We start from the raw sequence: 18,282 nt of genomic DNA, 5'->3' as shown, positions 1-18,282 counted from the left end.
CCAGGATGGCGACGTGCCGCGCCGTCGGAGCCTCGGAGCGCTGGCCGCCGCGTGCCTGCTGGCGGTCGCGCCGCTCGGCTGCGCGGGCGCGCCCGCGCCCGACGAGGGGCCAGCTCCCGACGTGCTCGTCGAGCTCGTGCAGCTGCGCGGCGACGTCGCCTCCGGGCACGTCGAGCTGCGCGTCACGAACCGCGGCGACCGCGAGCTCGTGATCGCCTCGACGGCCTACGAGTCGAGCCGCTGGAGCGCTCCGATGGTGCGCGACGACGAGGCGCGCATCCCGCCCGGTGCGCGCCGCAACCTGCGCCTGCCGCTGCCGGAGCCCACGTGCGACGCGGGCCCGCTCGAGCATCGCGCGACGCTCCGCCTCGCCGACGGCCGGGAGCTCGAGGCGGAGCCGACCGACCCCTACGGGCAGCTCGAGGCGCTCGACGACGCCGTCTGCGACCTGCGCGCCTTCGAGCGCGAGGTGGCCGGGCTCGCGTGGGGCGAGCCGGACATCCCCCAGGACGGCTCGGGGCCGGCGGTGCTGCGGCTCGAGGTGACGCCGGTGGCGGGCGACGGCGAGCCGCTCGGGCGGCTCGAGGCGATCCCGGCGACCGTGCTCCTCGCGCTCGAGGCCGACGGCGAGCGCGCCGAGGCGCTGCCGCTCGGCATCGAGCTGCGCGCGGGCGCGGCGCCCATCGCGGTGCGGGTGCCGCTCGTGCCCGGCCGCTGCGACCTGCACGCGGTCGCCGAGGACAAGCAGGGCACGCTCTTCCGCATCCGCGCCGAGCACGGCGACCGGCCCGTCGACCTCGTGCTCCCGAGCCCCGACGCGCAGCGCGACGCGCTGCTCGACTGGGTCGTCGCCCGCTGCGCTGCCCTGCCCTGAGCGGCCGCCGTCAGCGGCCCTGCGCTGGGCTCAGTCGCGCGCGGCAGCCCGCAGATCGATGCGCGACGTGCCGATGCGGTCGCCCGCCTTCCACTCGTCCCAGCCGGGCTGGTCGGCCATGAACGCCTCGACCTCGTCCTTCGACGCGCGCAGGTGCGGGTCGTGGCGCAGGTAGTGCCGCGTCTCGCGGGCGACGAGGCCCGAGAGGATGAGCAGGCCGATGAGGTTGGGCAGCGCCATCAGGCCGTTCGCGACATCCGAGAACGACCACACGAGCGACAGCTGCGTCGTGCAGCCGATGAAGACGACCGCCGAGAAGAGCACCCGGAACGGCATGACCCAGCGCCGCCCGAGCAGCCGCTCGACGTTGCGCTCGCCGTAGTACGACCAGCCGAGGATCGTCGAGTAGGCGAACATCAGCAGGCCGAGCGTCACGATCCAGTGGCCCCACTCGCCGGGCAGGCCGGTGCTGAACGCCTCGCCGGTCATGAGCGCGGCGCTGATCGGCTCGCCGGTCGCCTCGTCGACGTCGTCCCAGACGCCCGTGACGACGATGGTGAGGCCGGTGATCGAGACCACGATCAGCGTGTCGATGAAGGTCTGCGTCATCGACACGAGGCCCTGGCGCACGGGGTGCGTCGTGCGGGCCGCGGCGGCCGCGATCGCCGCGGAGCCGAGTCCCGACTCGTTCGAGAACAGGCCCCGCGCGACGCCGTACTGCACGGCGATGATGAGCACCGACCCCGCGAACCCGCCGACCGCGGCCGTGCCCGTGAACGCATCCGTGAAGATCTGCGCGATCGCCGCCGGCAGCCCGCCGAGGTTCGCGCCGAGGATGTACAGGCCACCGAGCACGTAGAGCACGATCATGACGGGCACGAAGCCGGCCGTGACGCGCCCGATCGACTTGATGCCGCCGACCAGCACGACGAGGGTGAGGACGGCGAGGATGATGCCGGTCACCCAGGTGGGCACGCCCCAGCTGCTGTCGACGTTCGTCGCGATCGAGTTGCCCTGCGTCATGTTGCCGATGCCGAAGCAGGCGACGACGGTGAAGACGGCGAACGAGAGCGCGAGGACCTTGCCGAGCGGGCCCGGGATGCCCTTCTGCAGGTAGTGCTGCGGGCCGCCCGACTTCTCGCCGGCGTCGTCGGTCGTGCGGAACCGCACGGCGAGGTAGGCCTCGCTGTACTTCGAGGCCATGCCGACCAGGCCCGTCACCCACATCCAGAACAGCGCACCGGGCCCGCCGATGCCGATCGCGGTCGCGACGCCGACGATGTTGCCGGTGCCGACCGTCGCCGCGAGCGCCGTGGTGAGCGCCTGGAACTGCGAGATGTCGCCCTCGGCGCCGTCGTCCTTGCGCTGGAAGAGCCCGAGCCGCAGCCCCGCGCCGAGCTTCAGGAACTGCAGCCCGCCGAGCCGGATCGTCAGGTAGAGGCCGGTGCCGACCAGCAGCGGGATGAGGAGGAACGGGCCCCAGATGATGCCGCTCAGGGCATCGAGGGCGGTCTGCAGCGGCTCGAGGTTCATGGGCGCTTCCGGTGTCGTGCGGTCGGGGTCGTGGTGGCTCGCACCGGGGAACGACCCTAGCCCGGGAGCGCGTCCCGGGCCGCATCCGCCGTCAGCGCTGCCGGCTCGGACGCACGGTGAGCGTCTGCGCCGCGCGCCCGACGGGCCCGTGCTCGTCGTGCAGCTCTGCGGCCGTGATGCCCTGCCCCGTCGGGCCGAACGCGACCGTCGTGTCGAAGCCGATCCAGCCTGCTCGCGGCTGCCGCAGGAGGTGGATGGTGAGGTCGAGGTTCGGGAACATCCACGCATCCGGGCTCTCGCGCACGGCGACGCCGTTCGCGACGTCGACGAGGCCGATCCAGCGGGCGAGCGGGCTCGCCTCCTCGCCCTCGACGAGCGCGAGCGGCGAGGCGATCCACATGCGGCTGCGGCCCGGGGCTCCCCGGCCGCACTCGCGCACCTCGAGCGACCGCACGAATCCGCCGCCCCACGCCTCGTCGAACGCGGTCGGCCGCGCCTCGTCGCGCGCCGGCAGGGGAGGGGCGGTGCCGCCGGCGACCGCGGCGGTGTCGACGGCGACGCTGTGCCACGCCCGGGCGACGGCGACGTCGCGGCCGGCGATGGATGCGGTGGCCTCGGTGAGCTCGATCGTGCGACCGGGTCGGCGGGTCTCGACCCGCACCGCGATCTCGTCGAGCGCCAGGAACCCGAGGATGTCGAAGGCGATGCGTCCGAGGAGCAGGTCGGCCGCTCCCGCGGCGGTGCGGTGCTGCTCGATCGCGTGCGTCAGCAGGCCGCCGAGCGGGGCGAAGTGCAGCTCGCCCGGCTGCCAGGCGCCGCTCGCGTGCTCGGTGGGGAGGTAGCGGCCGTCGCCGAGCGCTCGCAGGTACGCGGGGGCTGCAGGGTCGGCGCGCATCCTCCGAACCTAGCCGCCCGCGCCCTCCGGCGGGTGCAGCAGCAGGTCGGCCAGGTCGTCGAGGTAGCGCTCGAGCGGCACCGGCGCGTCGGTGCCCCAGCGCACGAGCGCCTCGCCGCCGCGCACGACGAGCGCGCGGTCGCCGTCGATGAGCGACACGTCGATCGGGATGGGCGCGATCGCGTGGTTCACCGTCTCGCCGAGCGGGAAGCCGCCCTGCATGGCGGCCGCGCGGTAGGCGCGGCGCTGCTCGACCGAGGCCGAGTGGAACTGGGGCCGGCCCGGCTCGGCGACGCGCGTCGAGATGCCCGTCTGCCACACGGCGCCGTCGCGCGTCACGAGCAGGGCGCCGAGGCGCCAGGCGCGGCCGAGCGAGCGCATCGTCGGCCGGCGGCGGATGCCGAGCACGGGCTTCGGCTCGATGTGCTCGGCGAGCGCCTCGTCGCGGGCGCCGGCCGCCGCGAGGCGCTCGGCGACGCGCTCGAGCGCCGCCCGGGCGCGCTCGACCGCCGCCGCATCCGCCGGGTCCACGTCCACGCCGAGCATCGTACGGGGGCGCGCCGAACCCTCCGCGCGCAGGGTCAGGTGACGTCCGGCGTCATGGCGTCGACGCGCAGCCGCACGAGGTAGCCGATGACGTCGCCCTCGAGCATCTCGAGGGTCGAGCGCACGCGCTCGGTCGTCGCCGAGCCGTCGACGGCAGCCCCCTCGGGACTCCGGGTGACCCGGACGCACTCCACGTCCTCGATCAGGCCACGGGTCACGATGACGGCACGGCCCGGGACGGCATCCACCTCGGTGTCGAGCTCGAAGTGGATCGAGCGCGGCTCGCCGAAGAGCCTCGCGCTCCAGGCATCGGGTGCCGAGAGCCTCCACTCGACCTCGATCCCGGGAGCGGCGGCGAGGCCGGTGTCCCACACCTGCCAGTCGGTCAGCCAGACGGTCGCGCGCTGCGTCACAGGCGCACGATGCCGCTGTCGCCGAGGTCGGGCTCGCCGTCGGTGACCAGGCCCTTCACCAGCTGCACGGCGGTCGCGACGGCGCCGGGGGAGTCCCAGTACTCGGCGCTCGTCGCCGTCACCTCGAGCAGGCCGTTGTCGGGGTCGTCAGGGCCGCCCGACATGAAGATGCCTGCCGACGCGTCCCACAGCTCGCGCAGCTTCGCGCGGTCGTCGACGAAGCGGGCGGTGCCCGCGAGCGACACCCAGCCGCCCTTGCCGGCGTAGTGCACGTTGACGCGCGGGTCGGCCTCGATCGCCGCGACCTTGTCGGTCGACCGCTCGCTGATGAACCAGACGGTGCCTGGGTGCTCGAAGTCCTGCGTGCCCATGGGTGTCGAGACGAGGTCGCCCTGGGCGGAGACGTAGGCGAGGGAGGCGATGCGCGTCGAGCGCATGATCTCGGCGATGGTGTCGAGCCGGTCGTCGTGTGCAGTCATGGCGCCACGCTCGCACCGGGGGCTGTGCGCAGGCTGGGGGTGCACGATGGGCGCATGCCCGACGACCGCGACCTCGACCTCGTCCTCCTCGGCGCGAGCGGCTTCGTGGGCCGGCTCGTCGCCGGCCACCTGGCCGAGCACGCGCCCGCCGGCCTGCGCATCGCCCTCGCCGGGCGCTCGCGCGAGCGGCTCGAGGCCGTGCGCTCCTCGCTCGGCGCCGCGGCCGCCGACTGGCCGCTGCTGATCGTCGACAGCGGCGACGCCGCCGGTGTGCGAGCGCTCGCCGAGCGCACGCGGGTGGTCGCGACCACCGTCGGCCCCTACCTGCGCCACGGCCTGCCGCTCGCCGAGGCGTGCGCCGCGTCGGGCACCGATTGCGTCGACCTCACCGGGGAGGTGCTCTACGTGCGCGCGCTCAGCGATCGCTGCCACGACCGGGCGCGCACGACCGGCGCCAGGCTCGTCGTCTCGTGCGGCTTCGACTCGGTGCCGTCCGACCTCGCGGTGCACCTGCTCCGCGAGCGCGCCGCCGCAGACGGCGCGGGCGGCCTCGGCGACACGACGCTGCGCGTGCGGCGCCTCGTCGGTGGCGTGAGCGGCGGCACGATCGCGTCGTTGCGCGAGCAGCTCGAGCGCACGCGGGCGGATGCGTCGCTCGGTCGCATCGTGCGGGATCCGGCCGCGCTGAGCGGCGGCACGCCGCTCGCTCCCGGCCAGCCCGATGTCGCGGTGCCCTTCCGCGACGCCGAGACGGGGGAGTGGGATGCGCCGTTCGTCATGGCGCCGTACAACACCCGCCTCGTGCGCCGCTCGCATGCGCTCCGCGCCATCCAGGACGACGCCGGCTTCCGCTACCGCGAGGTGGTGCCCACCGGTCGCGGCACCGCGGGCCGCCTCCGCGCGACGGCGCTCGCCGCGGGGTTCGCGGCGCTCGCGGGCGCGCTCGCGACCCCGGGCATCCGCTCCCTGGTGGCGCGAGCGCTGCCCGCCCCGGGCGAGGGGCCGTCGGCCGAGCGGCGAGCGGCGGGCTCGTTCGAGGTCGAGACGACGACCACCACGACCCGCGGCCGCCGGTACGCGGCGGCCGTCGCGGCCGAGGGCGATCCCGGCTATGCCGCCACCGCGGTCATGCTCGGCGAGGCCGCGCTCGCGCTCGCGGTCGACAGTGCGCGCTGCAGCCCCGACGGCGGCGTGCTGACGCCCGCGGTGGCGCTCGGCGACGTGCTCGTCGAGCGGCTGCGCCGGCGCGGCTTCCGGCTCGACGTGCGCGAGCTCCAGCCCCCTGCCGGGCGGCGGCCGTAGAGTGCCAGGATGCTCACCTTCGCCGATCGCGTGCCCACCGTCGACGAGCAGCGCGCCGTCGCGACGGCGGTCGGCTGGGGCGAGCACTTCGACTGGGCGTCGATCGGCGCCTCGCTCGTCGGCTCGCTGCACGGCGTCGTCGCGCTCGACGGCGACGAGGTCGTCGGGGTCGGGCGGCTCGTGGGCGACGGGGTGCGCTACTTCTACGTGCAGGACGTGATGGTGCGGCCCGATGCGAGCGACGAGGGCATCGCGTCGCGCATCGTCGAGCGACTGCTCGAGTGGGCGCGGTCGCAGGCGCCGGCGGATGCCGTGGTCGGCCTGTTCGCGAGCCCCGAGGCCGTCGGGGTCTACGAGGGCCTCGGCTTCGCGGCCGCCGACGGCGACCCGCTCGGCATGACGCTCGACCTCGCCCCGCGCGACGGCATCCGTGCCTGACCCGCGCCGCCGCGATCGCGCGCCGCGCGCGGGCCGCACGCGCCGGGAGCGGATCGGCGACCTCGAGTTCCGCGTCTCGGGCGACCTGCGCGAGCGTCCCGGCCCGCGCGAGGCGATCGTGCTGGTGCACGGCATCGGCATGTCGCAGCGCGCGATGCATCGGCTGCACCGGACGCTGCGGCCCGGCGCGCTCGTGCTCTCGATCGACATGCCGGGCCATGCGGGCCTGCCGGTGCCGCGGCGCGAGGTCGACGTGGTCGAGATGGCGGGGGCGCTCGGCGCGCTCCTCGCCCGGCTCGGCCTGCCGCCGGTCGTGCTCGTCGGCCACTCGATGGGCGCGCAGTGGGCGGTCGAGCTCGCGGTGCAGCGGCCGGAGCTCGTCTCGCGCGTCGTCGCGATCGCGCCGGTCGTCGACGCCGCGCATCGCTCGGTGCGCGAGCAGCTCGTCGCCCTGCTCGCCGACGCGGTGCGCGAGCCGCCGAGCCTCGTCGAGATCGCCTGCACCGACTACCTGCGCTGCGGGGTCGCCTGGTACGCGGCGCAGCTGCGGCAGACGCTCGCCTACCCGATCGAGCGGCGCCTGCCGGTGCTGCGCCGCCCGCTGCTCATCGTGCGCGGCGCGCACGACACCGTCGCGGGCGAGGCGTGGTGCCGCGCGCTCCGCGACGCGACCCCCGACGCCGCGCTCGTGCGCATCCCCGGGCACCACCACGCCGCGCAGCACTCCGCGCCGCGCGCCGTCGCCGCCGCGATCGTCGCGCACCGCTGACCGCCTCGAGCCCCCGAGCGGGGGAGCGGCGTCAGCGCAGCGCCGCCTCGAGGCCCTCGAGCAGGCGGTCGACGTCGCCGTCGTCGGTGTAGGGCGCGACGCCCATCCGCAGCCCCTCGTCGACGTCGAGGCCGAGCGCCCGGAACGGCTCGAGCGCGTAGAACGTGCCGGCGGGCGCGAGCACGTCGCGGTCGGCGAGCGCGCGCGACACCGCTCGCGCGTCGTTGCGGGGGAACGTGACGAAGAGCGTGGGCGTGCGCTCCGCCGCGACCGAGTGCATCACGACGCGGTCGCCGAGCCCGGCGAGGCCGCGCTCGATGCGCTCGCGCATGCGCAGCTCGTGCGCCTCGATGCTCGCGTGGCCCGCGAGCAGGCGCTCCCGCCGCGAGCCGGGCACCTCGGCGACATCCGCCAGCAGGTCGATCGCGGCTGTCACGCCCGCCATGAGCTCGTACGGCAGGGTGCCGAGCTCGAAGCGCTCCGGCACCGCGTCGGTCGACGGCAGGAGCTTGTCGGGCGTGAGCGACTCGAGCAGCGCCGGGTCGGCGGCGAGCGCGGCGCAGTGCGGTCCGAAGAGCTTGTACGGCGAGCAGACGAGTGTGTCGGCGCCGAGCGCCGCGGTGTCGATCGCGGCGTGCGCGGCGAGGTGCACCGCGTCGACGTGCACGAGCGCGCCCACCTCGTGCGCGCGCCGGGCGATGCGCGCGACGTCGGGCTTCGTGCCGAGCAGGTTGGATGCGCCGGTGACGGCGACGAGGCGGGTGCGGTCGGTGATCACCGCGTCGAGCTCGTCGAGGCGCAGGTCGGCGCTGCCGGGGTCGAGGCGCAGCCAGCGCACGGCCGCGCCGGCCGCCTCCGCCGCCTGCAGCCACGGGCGCACGTTGGCGTCGTGGTCGAGCTGCGAGACGACGACCTCGTCGCCCGGCCGCCACGTCTTCGCGAGCGCGCGCGAGAGGTCGTAGGTGAGCTGGGTGGCGCTGCGGCCGTAGACGATGCCGCGGGCGTCGGCGCCCAGCAGGTCGGCCATCGCCGCGCGGAAGGCGGCCACGGCGCGGTCGGCGTTGCGCTCGCTCTCGACGAGGCCGCCGCGGTTGGAGAGCGGCCCGGTGAGCGTGCGCGCGATCGCCTCGCCGACGACCGCGGGCGTCTGCGTGCCGCCGGGCCCGTCGAAGTGGGCGATGCCGGAGGCGAGGGATGGGAAGTGCGCGCGGAAGGCGGCGACGTCGAAGGCCATGGTGCTCCTCGGGGTGCGGGACGGATCCCGCTCAGGCTACGGGCGTCCGCCGCCGCCGTTGCCGTTGCCGCCGCCGGGTCCGGCGTTCTCGTTGCCGGAGTTCTCGGCGCCGGTGCTCGCGCCGCCCTGGCCGCCGCCGGACGTGCCGCCGCCGCCCGACGTGCTGCCGTCGGTCGTGACCGTCGCCGGGGCGATCGGTGCCGCGGGCGCCGGCTCAGCCGGCGCGGGGTCGGCGACCGCGGTCTCGGCAGGGGCCGTCTCGGTCGGTGCGGGCTCCGTCGGGGCAGGTGCGACGACGCTAGGGGCGGGAGGCTCGGACTCGATCACCGCTGGTTCGACCGTGGGTGCGGTCGGGTCGCCCGCCTGCAGCGCCATCGCGGGGACGGCGACGAGGAGCGCGGTGCCTGCGGCGAGCCCGCCGGCGATCGCCCAGCGGCGGCGCCTGCCGCGCGTCGCCGCGTCGGCCGTGCCCGCCTCGGGAGCGATGGCGGCGGACCGGAGCGTCTCGGCGGTGGTGCTGCGGTCGGCAGCCATCGCAGCGACGGGCGCGGGGCCGGAGTCGGCGGCGATGATCGCGGCGGTCGCGACGCTGCCGAGCGCCGCCGTCGCGTCGATGTCGCCGGTCGTGGCGACGGCGGCGGCCATCTCGATGAGCCGCTCGAGCACGGCCGCGGCCGTCGGGCGCGCCTCGGGCTCGCGCGCCGTCATCGCCGTCAGCAGCGACTTCCACTCGTAGCCGATCGAGCCGGGGATCTCGGGATCGCGCGCGAGCCGCGCGCTCAGCGACTCGAGCAGCGGCCCGGGGTACTCGCGGCGCCCCGTGAGCGCCTCGAGCAGCACGAGGCCGAGCGAGTAGATGTCGGAGGAGGGCGCGACGCGCGCGCCGGTGGCCTGCTCGGGGCTGAGGTAGGCGGCGGTGCCGAGCACCGTGCCGGTCGCGGTCAGCCGCGCGGCGCCCACGATGGCGGCGATGCCGAAGTCGGCGAGCTTCGCGTCGAAGTCCCTCCCGGGCACGAGCGAGGGCGCGAGCAGGATGTTCGCGGGCTTGATGTCGCGGTGCACCACCTCGCTCGCGTGCACGATGACGAGCGCCTCGGCCAGGTCGTGCGCGATGCGCCACGCCTGCTCCTGCGGGAGCGGCCCCTGGGCGAGGCGCGCGGCGAGCGTGGGCCCGTCGACGAGCTCCATCACCAGGTACGACACCAGCAGGCCGTCGAGCGTCGTGCTGCCCGCGTCGAAGAGGGTGACGAGCGCGCGGTGGTTGAGCGAGGCGAGCAGGTCGATCTCCGACCGCTCGCGCTGCAGGTCGGCCGGATCGGTGCTCTCGCGCACGATCGCCTTGACCGCGACCTCGCGCCCGAGCACCTCGTCGGTGGCCCGATGCACCGAGGCCATGCCGCCGGCGCCGATGCGCTCGCCGATGCGATAGCGCTCGGCGAGCAGGCTTCCCTGCTGGAGCGGGTCGGCAGCGCCCATGGCGTCCTCCATTTGTCCCCCTGAGCGTATCCCGCCCTTGGGGGACGGATGACCAGCGGACTCGCAGGAACAGGCGTGCGGGCCCACAGGAAGCAGCCGGCGCGTCAGCGCGGCGTCGGCACGAGCGCCACCTCGCCGAGCGCGCCGCCGTCGACGACCGCCGTCATCACGGTGCCGATCGGCTGGCGGCGCCGGTCGGTGGGGGAGCCCGGGTTCAGCAGGCGCAGCCCTCCGGGCGTCGTCGAGTCCCAGGGGATGTGCGAATGGCCGAAGACGAGCACGTCGGCCGGCGCGGGGGAGGAGGGCCCGAAGCGCGCGTCGCATCGGCGCTCCCGGCCGGCGGCGGCGCCCGTCTCGTGCTCCACCGCGAAGCGGAGCCCATCGACCTCGAAGCGCGCGGTCTCGCCGAGCCGGCGGTGCAGCTCGGCGCCGTCGTTGTTGCCCGCGACGCCCACGAGGCGCGCTGCCCGCGACTCGAGCTCGTCGAGCAGCTCCGGCACCACCCAGTCGCCGGCGTGCACCACCAGGTCGGCCTCGTCGACGAGCCGCCACACCTGCTCCTGCAGCGCCTTCGCGCGCAGCGGCAGGTGGGTGTCGCTCAGCAGCAGCAGCCTGGTGGTCACACGCGGCGCATCAGCCGGTGACCTCGACCTCGCCGACCATGGTCGCCGGGTGCGGGTCGCACACGAACGTGTAGGTGCCGGCCACGAGCGTCACCTGCACCGACGTCTCGTCGGTGCCCGCGACATCCGTCGCCACGTCGACGCCGCCGGGGCCGGTCAGGCGGAAGTTGTGGGCGGCGGTGCGGTCGGCGAAGGTGAGCGTGTAGTCGCCGGCCGCGAGCGTCTCGACGGGCTGGCCGTCGGCGTCGGTGAGCGCGATCTCGTACGCGTCGGGGTCGTCGGCCGTGCCGACCATGCCGATGAGCGCCATCCCCGCCTCGTCGCCCGACGATGCGGGGGAGGAGGGCTCCGTCGCGGGTGCCGAGCTCGGCGCCGCGTCGCCGGAGGACGGCGGAGCGGACTCACCGCTGGCGGAGCAGCCCGCGAGCGCCAGCGCGGCGGCTGCGAGGAGGGCGGTGATCGATGCGGATCGAGGTGTCATGGCGGTGCTCCCTTGTCGGTGGGTCCACAGCGGTTCGGAGCCGCGGGCCGGAGGGATGGGTCCGGGGATGGGTCAGGTGCCGTCGCGCTGGGCCGTCGAGAGCGGTCCGGTGATCGGCTCGCCCTTGACGCGGGCCGTGCGCAGGGTGTCCACGACGATCACGATCGCGAGGATCACGAACGACAGGCCGACCGACGCGATGACGTCGGTGAGCCAGTGGTAGCCGAGGTACAGCCGGCTGCCGATCTGCGCCACGATGCCGACCGCGGCGAGCGCGAAGAGGCCGATGCGCAGGGGGATGTGCCGCTGCCGCGAGGCGATGAGGTAGGCGGTGATGAGCAGGAAGTCGGATGCGCCGAGCACGTGCCCGGAGGGGAACGAGAAGGTGTGGTCGGCGCCGAGCACCATGAGGTCGATCGGGGGGCGCGGGTGCTGCACGAGGGGAGCGATGGAGAGGGCGCTGATGACGCCGAGCGCCATGCCGCCGCACAGCACGAGCGGACGCCAGGCGTGGCTCGCGAGGATCGTCCAGCCGATGCAGACCACGAGCACGATGATGGGCATCGCGACGGGGCCGAAGACGTACGCGAGCACCGACATGGTGACGGTCTCTGCGTCGTCGCGGGCGTCGACGAACCACTGCTGCACGGGCTCGTTGAGCCTCGCGGCGCCCGAGTCGGTCAGCACGCCCACGAGCATCACCGTGAAGATCGTGAGGCCCACGACGGCGAGCGCGATGGCGCTGCCGTAGAGGGTCCGCCGCTCCGAGCGGGAGATGTAGCGCTCCTCGACGAGGAACTTGCGACGCCACTCGGCGTCGAGGATGCGCGGGCTGCGGGTTGCTGCGGTCACCGGCTCAGCGTAGGGCCAGGAGCCGGCTCGGCTCGCTCCGTGAGCGTCGACGCGAACGCGCCGATGAGCGCGAGCGCGGCGAGCGTGACGATGCCGGTCGCGCCGAGGATGAAGAGGTTCATGGGGTCGTCGAGCGCGATGGTCGCGTCGTGGACGGATGCGGCGATGCGGAGCACGGGGGCCTGCCTTCCTGGTGGGTGGTCACGGTAGCCCGCGGGGCTGGGGGATCCCGGGGAGGCCTCGTCGGCACTCGACTGGATATCGGAGATATCAACCCAGGTCGTGAACCTGAGCACAGAGTCGCCTCGAGCAGCCCGCACCGGTCGTCATGCGCTACCGCCGCGGGCTTATGGCCACGAAGGGCTCACAGGTAGCGGCATACGTCCTTGGACTGGCATTCGGAGGGGTTGGCTTGTGCGGCGCCGTCTCGGAGGTGGGCGACGTTGGTGCGGAGCGCTTGTAGGTCGGTGATCTGCTGGTCGAGGGCAGTGAGGCGGATGTCGAGGAGCTCCTTGACGTGGTGGCACGGGGCGGTCCCGGTATCTCGAATATCGAGTACCTCGCGGATCTGAGCGAGTGTGAGTCCGGCGGCGCGCCCTCGCCGGATGAAATCCAGCCTGGCGATGGCCTCTTGGTCGTAGTCGCGGTATCCGTTGACGGTCCGTTCGGGGGGCGGCAGCAGTCCGCTGTCCTCGTAGAACCGCAGGGTCTTGGTGGTCGTGCCAGTGGCCTCGGCGAGTTCACCGATTCGCATGGCGGTCTCCGCTCTCGGTACTTGACCTTCTACTGCACTGGAAGGTCCATGGTGGGTGATGGATGGGCGAATACCAAACCGGAGGAGATCGAGATGAGCGCGGAGTACGACGTTGACCTGGCCGTCATCGGGTCGGGAGGGGCCGCGATGGCAGCAGGTATCGCGGCCCGCAAGGCGGGCGCCGAGGTCGTACTGATCGAGCGCGGCGCTCTGGGCGGGACCTGTGTCAACGTCGGCTGTATTCCGTCCAAGACCCTGCTGGCCGCTGCCGGGACCCGGCACAGTGCGCTAACCAACCCGTTCGACGGCGTTCCCACCTCCGCGGACGGCGTGGACCTGGACGCCCTGGTGGCGCAGAAAGCTGAGTTGATCGACCGACTCAAGCAGCACAAGTACACCGAGGTCGCTGAAGCGTGGGGGTTCCCGCTGATCTCAGGTGAGGCTCGATTCGCCGACAAGGACACGGTGGAGGTCGACGGGAAGCCGCTGCGGGCACGGTCCTACGTGATCGCGACCGGTTCGCAGCCCACGGTGCGCGGCATCGACGGGATCGAGGACGTGGAGTACTTGACGTCGACGACTGCGATGGAACTGACCGAGGTGCCCGAGTCGCTGGTGATCATCGGTGGCGGCTATGTCGGGATGGAGCAGGCCCAGCTGTTCGCGCACCTCGGCGCTCGCGTGACTGTGATCGGGCGCCTGGCGCCGCGCGCAGAGCCGGAGTTGCGCGAGGTCATGGCCGGTGTGTTCGCCGATGACGGTATCGCCGTGATCGCCGAACACGCGACCGGCGTCGAGACCGCCGAGGAAGGCGGCGTCAGAGTGATCACCGCGTCTGGGAACCAGGTGACTGCGGAGCGACTGTTGGTGGCGACCGGCAGGCACTCCGACACCATCACGTTGAATCTCGCGGCAGCTGGCGTCGACACCGACGCCCGGGGCTTCGTCGTGATCGACGAACACCAGGCCACGTCCAACCCGCGGGTGTATGCAGCGGGCGACGTTGCGGGCACTCCGCAGTACGTGTACGTCGCCGCCGCCTCTGGACGGGTCGCCGCCGTCAACGCACTCGCCGACGGTGGGACAAAGCGTGAGACGGTGGACTACACCGGCCTGCCGGCGGTGATGTTCACCCGCCCACAGTTGGCCTCGGCAGGGCTCACTGAGAAAGAAGCGCTTGAGCAAGGCCACCCGTGTGCCTGCCGAACTTTGGCTTTGGAGGACGTGCCGAGAGCACTGGTGAACCGCGACACTCGCGGCGCGCTGAAACTGGTCGCCGACGCCAGCACCGGCAAGGTCCTAGGCGTCCACGCGGTCGCCGACGGAGCGGGCGAGATCATGCTCGCCGCCACTTACGCGATCAAGGCCGAGATGACCGTCGACGACCTCGCCGACACCTGGGCTCCCTACTTGACCATGGCCGAGAGCCTGCGGATCGCCGCCGGGCTGTTCCGCAACGAACTACCCACCTCCTGCTGTGCCTGACCCGACCCGGGCCGCACCGGCCGGGCCGCAGGACGCCGGGTTGGTGCATTGTCTGCATCACCTATGAGCGGTGGGCGCTCGTTAAGAGTCCACCACGCACGGAAAACGCCCGGTCAGCAGGTTTTGGTGGGATTTGTTTGCTGACTTGGGCCTCAGGGAGAGCGGGGCCGGAGCTTCGGTATCAACTTGTCTGGATACCGGGGATATCAACGTACGTCGTGAGCTCCACGCGACGATGAGCCGCGCCCACGATTGACACGCTCTGGGATGAAGCGTGGCACCAGCCGCACGAGCACCACCATGGCCACCAGCTCGACGAGGGTTTGGGTGACGACGGCGAGCGGGGCGATGCCGAGTGTCGCGGGCAATGCCAGTGCGAGCGGGAGGACGACGAGCGAGTTCCTGGTCGCAAGCGAGAAGGCGACCGCCCGCGTTCCAGGGACGTCGAGCCGGGCCATGCGGCCCGCGAGCAGGCCGAGCATCACCGCGACGACGACGAACGCCACGTAGAGCGGCACGACGCGGATGAGGGCGCCGATCTGCGAGCCAACGGCGCCGATCTGCGACTCGACGACGGTCGCGAGCGTGAGCATCATGAGCGGCACCATGGCGGCGGCCATGACCGTCTCGACGACTCGGCCGAAGCGGTGTCGCTTCGCGAAGGCCTGGACGATCGCGGCCGCGGCGAGCGGGATGACGATGAGCAGCAGGAAGGCCTCTGCGAAGGGGCCGACGTCGATGACATCGAGCACTTCGGTTCCGACGAACAGCAGCAGGTAGAGCGGCAGGAGGAGGATCTGCACCAGCATCAGCAGGGGAGCGGCCGCGAGCAGGCGTGCGCGTGCGCCGCCGGCGAGGCCGGTGAAGACGATCACGTAGTCGATGCACGGCGTCAGCAGCACCAGCAGCACGCCGAGCAGTAGGCCGCGGTCGTCGGCGACAAATCTCGATAAACTCCACGCGAGCACAGGAACCACGACGAAGTTCGCGCCGAGAATCGTCACGAGGAATCGGGCGTCGCGGAACGATCGCCCCACCTCGACGAGCGGTACGCCGAGGAAGGTCGCGAAGAGCAGCAGCATCAGCACTGGCTCGATCGCGTGCTCCAGCGTGGGTGCGACCGAGGGGGAGATGAGTCCGACCGCTGCGCCGACGGCGATCGCGGCGAGGTAGATCGGAACCTGGTGTTGGTCCCAGGCCTGCACCAGACGCGGCGTCATCCGGTGTGGGGGAGCTGTCCGGTGATCTCCGCGAGCATCGACGCACCTTCTGGAGGCGTGCGCATCGCGAGCACAAACATCTCGCCGCGCAGCGCGAGATCGAACGCGAAGAACGGACAGCACGCTTGCTCATCGGCGGCGACACGTGCCGCCGACGCGACGACCGCGATCGGGAGCAGATACTGCAGGCCGCCGTCGACCACTTCGGGCTCGGCGCCCTCGAGCAGCGAGCGCCAGCGATCCACCCGGCCTTGCATGCCGGCACCGAGCGAGCAGGCAACCGCCGGAGAAGAGGGCTGGTCGGTCATGGGTGCAAGATTACGCTCACGCCGCTCGGCGCGCTGGCACACAGGAGAGGGTCGGGAGCCGAACTAGTTAGATATCACGAATTCGACTGGATATCAGGGATATCAACTCACGTCGTGAGCTCCCGTGCTCGGGCTCTGCCGAGCACTCTCCGGCCAGGTGCTGATGATTAAGGCTTCATGGGCTTACCTGTGAAAGCGAACGCAATGCAGAGGGCCAGGCCGCCGAACACGAACACGTCTGCAAAGTTTCCGATGAACCAGTCGGCGTAGGCGATGAAGTCCACGACGTGACCTCGGCCCGGTCCAGGGTGGCGCGCCAGCCGGTCGATGACATTCCCCAACGCCCCACCGAGGATGAGGCCGAGGCCGACCGCCCACGGCAGTGACGTGGTTCTCCAGGTGAGCCAGGCCGCGACCATGGTGCCCGCGGCGGCGAGGACGGTGATGAGCGGCGTTGCGGTGGCGCCGAGCGAGAATGCTGCTCCTGGGTTGAAGGTGAGCTGGATCGCGAGCATGTCCCCCAGGAGCGGATGTCGCTCGCCGATAGCGAGGGTCGCCTCAGCCCAGAGCTTGCTGAGTTGATCAATCGCGACGGCGGCGAGTGCAGTGATGTAGCCGACCATCGTGACTCGCCACAGTCGAGGTCTCCTGTCTGGTGGGGCGGTGTCCCCTGGGGCGGATTGTGTCGCTGCGTGTGTCGGCGAGTTGCTGCTGGTGACCGACATCAGGCCAGTGCCTCGAACAGGCGGGGGATGACGCCGGACTCGATCAGGATGAACAAGCCCAGGCCGATGAACACGACGGGGACCAGCCAGTGCTCGATCCGCTCGAGGCCCTCGGTGACGGCCTTGTGCGTGCCGATGAGTTTGCCGAGGAGGCACCAGACGCTCACCAGAGCGAGGAATACGACGATGGTGATGGCGGTGTCCGCGGGCGAGATGGTTCGGAACACCGGCGTGTAGAGGCTGATGTTGTCCGCGCCATTCGCGATGGTGACTCCGGCGATGCCGAGCAGGCCGAGGTTCTTCATCGCCGACTCGTCAGGATCTGCATCGTCACGGTCGCGCAGTCCCCGGATGAGTCCGATCACACCGATCAGCAGCGGGATGAGGCCGAGGAAGCCGACCCACTCGTCCGGGACGATCGTAAGCCCCAGTGCCGCGACAACGCTGATCGCAACGAGCGTCGCGAATCCCAGATATTGGCCGAGAACGATCTGCCAGGGCCGGGGCCCGCCGCGGGACGATGCCAGGAAGAGCACGGTGAGTATGACGATGTCGTCGATGTTGGTTGCCGCGAACATGCCGATCGCGGACGTAATGGTCGCGAGCATTTAGATCTTCTTCGTCTCGAGCTCGCCAAGGACCTCGAAGGGCGATTCGACCTCGCCGCGCCACGCCTCGACGCCTTCGCGGATCGCGAGCCCAGCGACGATCAGTGCAGCCACGGAGTCTGCCCACATCCAGCCGAAGAGCAGGTTGAGCAACAGGCCGATGAGGACCGTGCCCGACAGGTAGATGCACAGGAGCAACTGCTTTGCGTCCGCCTGCACGCTGCGCGAACCGAGCTCACGGCCAGTGCGGAACTCGAACCAGGCCAGAGCCGGCATGACGAGCAGGCTGAGAGTGGCGATTCCGATGCCCAGTGGGCTGTGATCGACTTCTTCGATTCCGGTCAACGTGAACACCGCGTCGATGATGACGTACGCGGCGAGAGCGAAGAACGCGATGCCGATCGCGCGGACAGTCGCCTTCTCCCACCGCTCCGGATCCTTGCGGGTGAACTGCCATGCGACCGCGGCAGCGGAGAGCACTTCAACGACTGAATCGAGACCGAACCCGATCAGAGCGGCTGAAGAGGCCATCGAGCCCGCCCAGATCGCGACGATCGCCTCGATGACGTTGTAGGTGATCGTGAATCCGACGATCAGTCGCACTCGGCGGTGCAGGGTGCTCCGTCGCTCCTCGGTCAGCGTCTCCGCGCTCATCGGGCCGTCTCGCAGCAGCCGGGGACAGGGCACTCCGGATCGAGGCATGGCGCCTGCTCGTCGACAGCCAAGGTCACCTCAACTAGCGCAGTCAGCGCCTGCGCGAGGTGCGGGTCGGCGATCTGGTACCGCGTCTGGCGGCCCTCAGGCTCGGCCACGGCGATGCCGCAGTCACGTAGGCAGGCTAGGTGGTTCGATACGTTCGAGCGTGTCAGGTCGAGCTCGCGCGCAAGGACAGCGGGGTAGTTCGGCGCCCGCAGCAAGCTCAGCAAGATGCGGGAGCGCGTCGGGTCCGCCAGTGCCCGGCCCAGCCGATGCATCACGTCCAGTCGATTCGCAATAGTCAGCACACACTGACTATACAGCAGTCACTGACGCTCGCGGCATCGAAGCGTCGCGCGGCAGTGCGCGCCGCGCGCTGCCGCAGATTCTTACAGCGGCATGCGCGGGGATCGGCCGCCTGCTCGTCGCTCCGCCTGCGGGTTTCGGCGAGTGCGCGGGGGATACCAGACGGGCGTGAGGGCTTCGTACCCTCTTCGACTGGATATCGGGGATATCAACCTAGGTCGTGAGTTGGATGTGCTCGGCACTCTCGTGCGAGTACGTCCGTGGC

General features: G+C 72.1%; 23 protein-coding genes. 5 read left to right on the top strand and 18 right to left on the bottom strand.

The window, feature by feature from the left end; translation table 11 throughout:
• Positions 1-13 precede the first annotated feature (13 nt).
• Positions 14-874 (top strand): hypothetical protein, encoded by an 861-nt coding sequence (locus tag AC1RNL_RS09990; RefSeq protein ID WP_492935115.1) that lies wholly within the window; start codon positions 14-16, stop codon positions 872-874.
• A 30-nt stretch (positions 875-904) separates the two neighbouring features.
• On the opposite strand, the gene AC1RNL_RS09985 is transcribed toward AC1RNL_RS09990, so the two are convergent.
• The 5 genes from AC1RNL_RS09985 to AC1RNL_RS09965 form a co-directional block, all read right to left on the bottom strand.
• Positions 905-2,407, bottom strand: coding sequence for an alanine/glycine:cation symporter family protein (locus tag AC1RNL_RS09985; protein WP_492935114.1), 1,503 nt, complete (start codon positions 2,405-2,407; stop codon positions 905-907).
• A gap of 91 nt (positions 2,408-2,498) precedes the next feature.
• Complete coding sequence (locus tag AC1RNL_RS09980; protein WP_492935113.1) at positions 2,499-3,302, bottom strand: thioesterase family protein; 804 nt, start codon at positions 3,300-3,302, stop codon at positions 2,499-2,501.
• A gap of 9 nt (positions 3,303-3,311) precedes the next feature.
• Positions 3,312-3,839, bottom strand: coding sequence for a hypothetical protein (locus AC1RNL_RS09975; RefSeq protein ID WP_492935112.1), 528 nt, complete (start codon positions 3,837-3,839; stop codon positions 3,312-3,314).
• Between the two features lie 44 nt (positions 3,840-3,883).
• On the bottom strand, positions 3,884-4,261 hold the full coding sequence (locus AC1RNL_RS09970; RefSeq protein WP_492935111.1) for a DUF6578 domain-containing protein: 378 nt from the start codon (positions 4,259-4,261) through the stop codon (positions 3,884-3,886).
• Complete coding sequence (locus tag AC1RNL_RS09965) at positions 4,258-4,740, bottom strand: pyridoxamine 5'-phosphate oxidase family protein (RefSeq protein ID WP_310125407.1); 483 nt, start codon at positions 4,738-4,740, stop codon at positions 4,258-4,260. Before AC1RNL_RS09965 ends, AC1RNL_RS09970 begins: the two co-directional genes overlap by 4 nt.
• Before the next feature lie 54 nt (positions 4,741-4,794).
• Between AC1RNL_RS09965 and AC1RNL_RS09960 the strand changes: the two genes are divergently transcribed.
• Genes AC1RNL_RS09960 through AC1RNL_RS09950 form a run of 3 tightly spaced genes read left to right on the top strand, consistent with a single transcriptional unit; the run spans position 4,795 to position 7,249 of the window.
• Positions 4,795-6,042 (top strand): saccharopine dehydrogenase family protein, encoded by a 1,248-nt coding sequence (locus AC1RNL_RS09960; RefSeq protein WP_492935110.1) that lies wholly within the window; start codon positions 4,795-4,797, stop codon positions 6,040-6,042.
• A 9-nt stretch (positions 6,043-6,051) separates the two neighbouring features.
• The gene (locus AC1RNL_RS09955; RefSeq protein ID WP_492935109.1) at positions 6,052-6,480 is read left to right on the top strand and encodes a GNAT family N-acetyltransferase; all 429 of its coding nucleotides are present in this window, start codon (positions 6,052-6,054) and stop codon (positions 6,478-6,480) included.
• Positions 6,473-7,249, top strand: a complete 777-nt coding sequence (locus AC1RNL_RS09950) for an alpha/beta fold hydrolase (RefSeq protein WP_400530172.1) — start codon at positions 6,473-6,475, stop codon at positions 7,247-7,249. The genes AC1RNL_RS09955 and AC1RNL_RS09950 overlap by 8 nt, the downstream gene beginning before the upstream one ends.
• A 31-nt stretch (positions 7,250-7,280) precedes the next feature.
• Here AC1RNL_RS09950 and AC1RNL_RS09945 read toward each other — a convergent pair whose 3' ends face one another.
• The 7 genes from AC1RNL_RS09945 to AC1RNL_RS09915 all read right to left on the bottom strand — a co-directional run bounded on the left by AC1RNL_RS09945 (position 7,281) and on the right by AC1RNL_RS09915 (position 12,669).
• Positions 7,281-8,483, bottom strand: coding sequence for a cysteine desulfurase-like protein (locus tag AC1RNL_RS09945; RefSeq protein ID WP_364193754.1), 1,203 nt, complete (start codon positions 8,481-8,483; stop codon positions 7,281-7,283).
• A gap of 36 nt (positions 8,484-8,519) precedes the next feature.
• Complete coding sequence (locus AC1RNL_RS09940) at positions 8,520-9,971, bottom strand: serine/threonine-protein kinase (RefSeq protein WP_246990936.1); 1,452 nt, start codon at positions 9,969-9,971, stop codon at positions 8,520-8,522.
• Positions 9,972-10,063: 92 nt separating this feature from the next.
• Entirely contained in the window at positions 10,064-10,582 is a 519-nt protein-coding gene (locus AC1RNL_RS09935) for a metallophosphoesterase family protein (protein WP_128190023.1), read from the bottom strand.
• 10 nt (positions 10,583-10,592) lie between these two features.
• Positions 10,593-10,892, bottom strand: coding sequence for a cupredoxin domain-containing protein (locus AC1RNL_RS09930; protein WP_492935108.1), 300 nt, complete (start codon positions 10,890-10,892; stop codon positions 10,593-10,595).
• 243 nt (positions 10,893-11,135) lie between these two features.
• Positions 11,136-11,915 carry a phosphatase PAP2 family protein gene (locus tag AC1RNL_RS09925; protein ID WP_246990939.1) on the bottom strand — a complete coding sequence of 260 codons (780 nt, stop codon included), beginning with the start codon at positions 11,913-11,915 and terminating at the stop codon, positions 11,136-11,138.
• The gene (locus tag AC1RNL_RS09920) at positions 11,912-12,091 is read right to left on the bottom strand and encodes a hypothetical protein (RefSeq protein ID WP_246990940.1); all 180 of its coding nucleotides are present in this window, start codon (positions 12,089-12,091) and stop codon (positions 11,912-11,914) included. The genes AC1RNL_RS09925 and AC1RNL_RS09920 overlap by 4 nt, the downstream gene beginning before the upstream one ends.
• 188 nt (positions 12,092-12,279) lie before the next feature.
• Entirely contained in the window at positions 12,280-12,669 is a 390-nt protein-coding gene (locus AC1RNL_RS09915) for a heavy metal-responsive transcriptional regulator (RefSeq protein ID WP_240240117.1), read from the bottom strand.
• Positions 12,670-12,762: 93 nt separating this feature from the next.
• Here AC1RNL_RS09915 and merA point away from each other — a divergent pair, with 93 nt between their 5' ends.
• Entirely contained in the window at positions 12,763-14,154 is a 1,392-nt protein-coding gene (gene merA / locus AC1RNL_RS09910; protein WP_240240116.1) for a mercury(II) reductase, read from the top strand.
• Positions 14,155-14,360: 206 nt separating this feature from the next.
• On the opposite strand, the gene AC1RNL_RS09905 is transcribed toward merA, so the two are convergent.
• The 6 genes from AC1RNL_RS09905 to cmtR all read right to left on the bottom strand — a co-directional run bounded on the left by AC1RNL_RS09905 (position 14,361) and on the right by cmtR (position 18,019).
• Positions 14,361-15,374 carry an arsenic resistance protein gene (locus tag AC1RNL_RS09905; protein ID WP_492935107.1) on the bottom strand — a complete coding sequence of 338 codons (1,014 nt, stop codon included), beginning with the start codon at positions 15,372-15,374 and terminating at the stop codon, positions 14,361-14,363.
• Positions 15,371-15,682, bottom strand: a complete 312-nt coding sequence (locus AC1RNL_RS09900) for a hypothetical protein (protein WP_310125375.1) — start codon at positions 15,680-15,682, stop codon at positions 15,371-15,373. The genes AC1RNL_RS09905 and AC1RNL_RS09900 overlap by 4 nt, the downstream gene beginning before the upstream one ends.
• Positions 15,683-15,849: 167 nt before the next feature.
• Entirely contained in the window at positions 15,850-16,305 is a 456-nt protein-coding gene (locus AC1RNL_RS09895; RefSeq protein WP_310125373.1) for a signal peptidase II, read from the bottom strand.
• Positions 16,306-16,406: 101 nt separating this feature from the next.
• Complete coding sequence (locus AC1RNL_RS09890; protein ID WP_310125371.1) at positions 16,407-17,015, bottom strand: cadmium resistance transporter; 609 nt, start codon at positions 17,013-17,015, stop codon at positions 16,407-16,409.
• Complete coding sequence (locus AC1RNL_RS09885) at positions 17,016-17,669, bottom strand: cation efflux transmembrane domain-containing protein (RefSeq protein ID WP_310125369.1); 654 nt, start codon at positions 17,667-17,669, stop codon at positions 17,016-17,018.
• Positions 17,666-18,019 (bottom strand): Cd(II)/Pb(II)-sensing metalloregulatory transcriptional regulator CmtR, encoded by a 354-nt coding sequence (gene cmtR / locus AC1RNL_RS09880; RefSeq protein WP_310125367.1) that lies wholly within the window; start codon positions 18,017-18,019, stop codon positions 17,666-17,668. The genes AC1RNL_RS09885 and cmtR overlap by 4 nt, the downstream gene beginning before the upstream one ends.
• Positions 18,020-18,282 lie beyond the last annotated feature (263 nt).

Source organism: Agrococcus sp. GW821-FHT14H11 (assembly GCF_058803545.1).
Note: the sequence above shows the minus strand (reverse complement) of the source record. Positions and strands in the feature narration are given on the sequence as shown.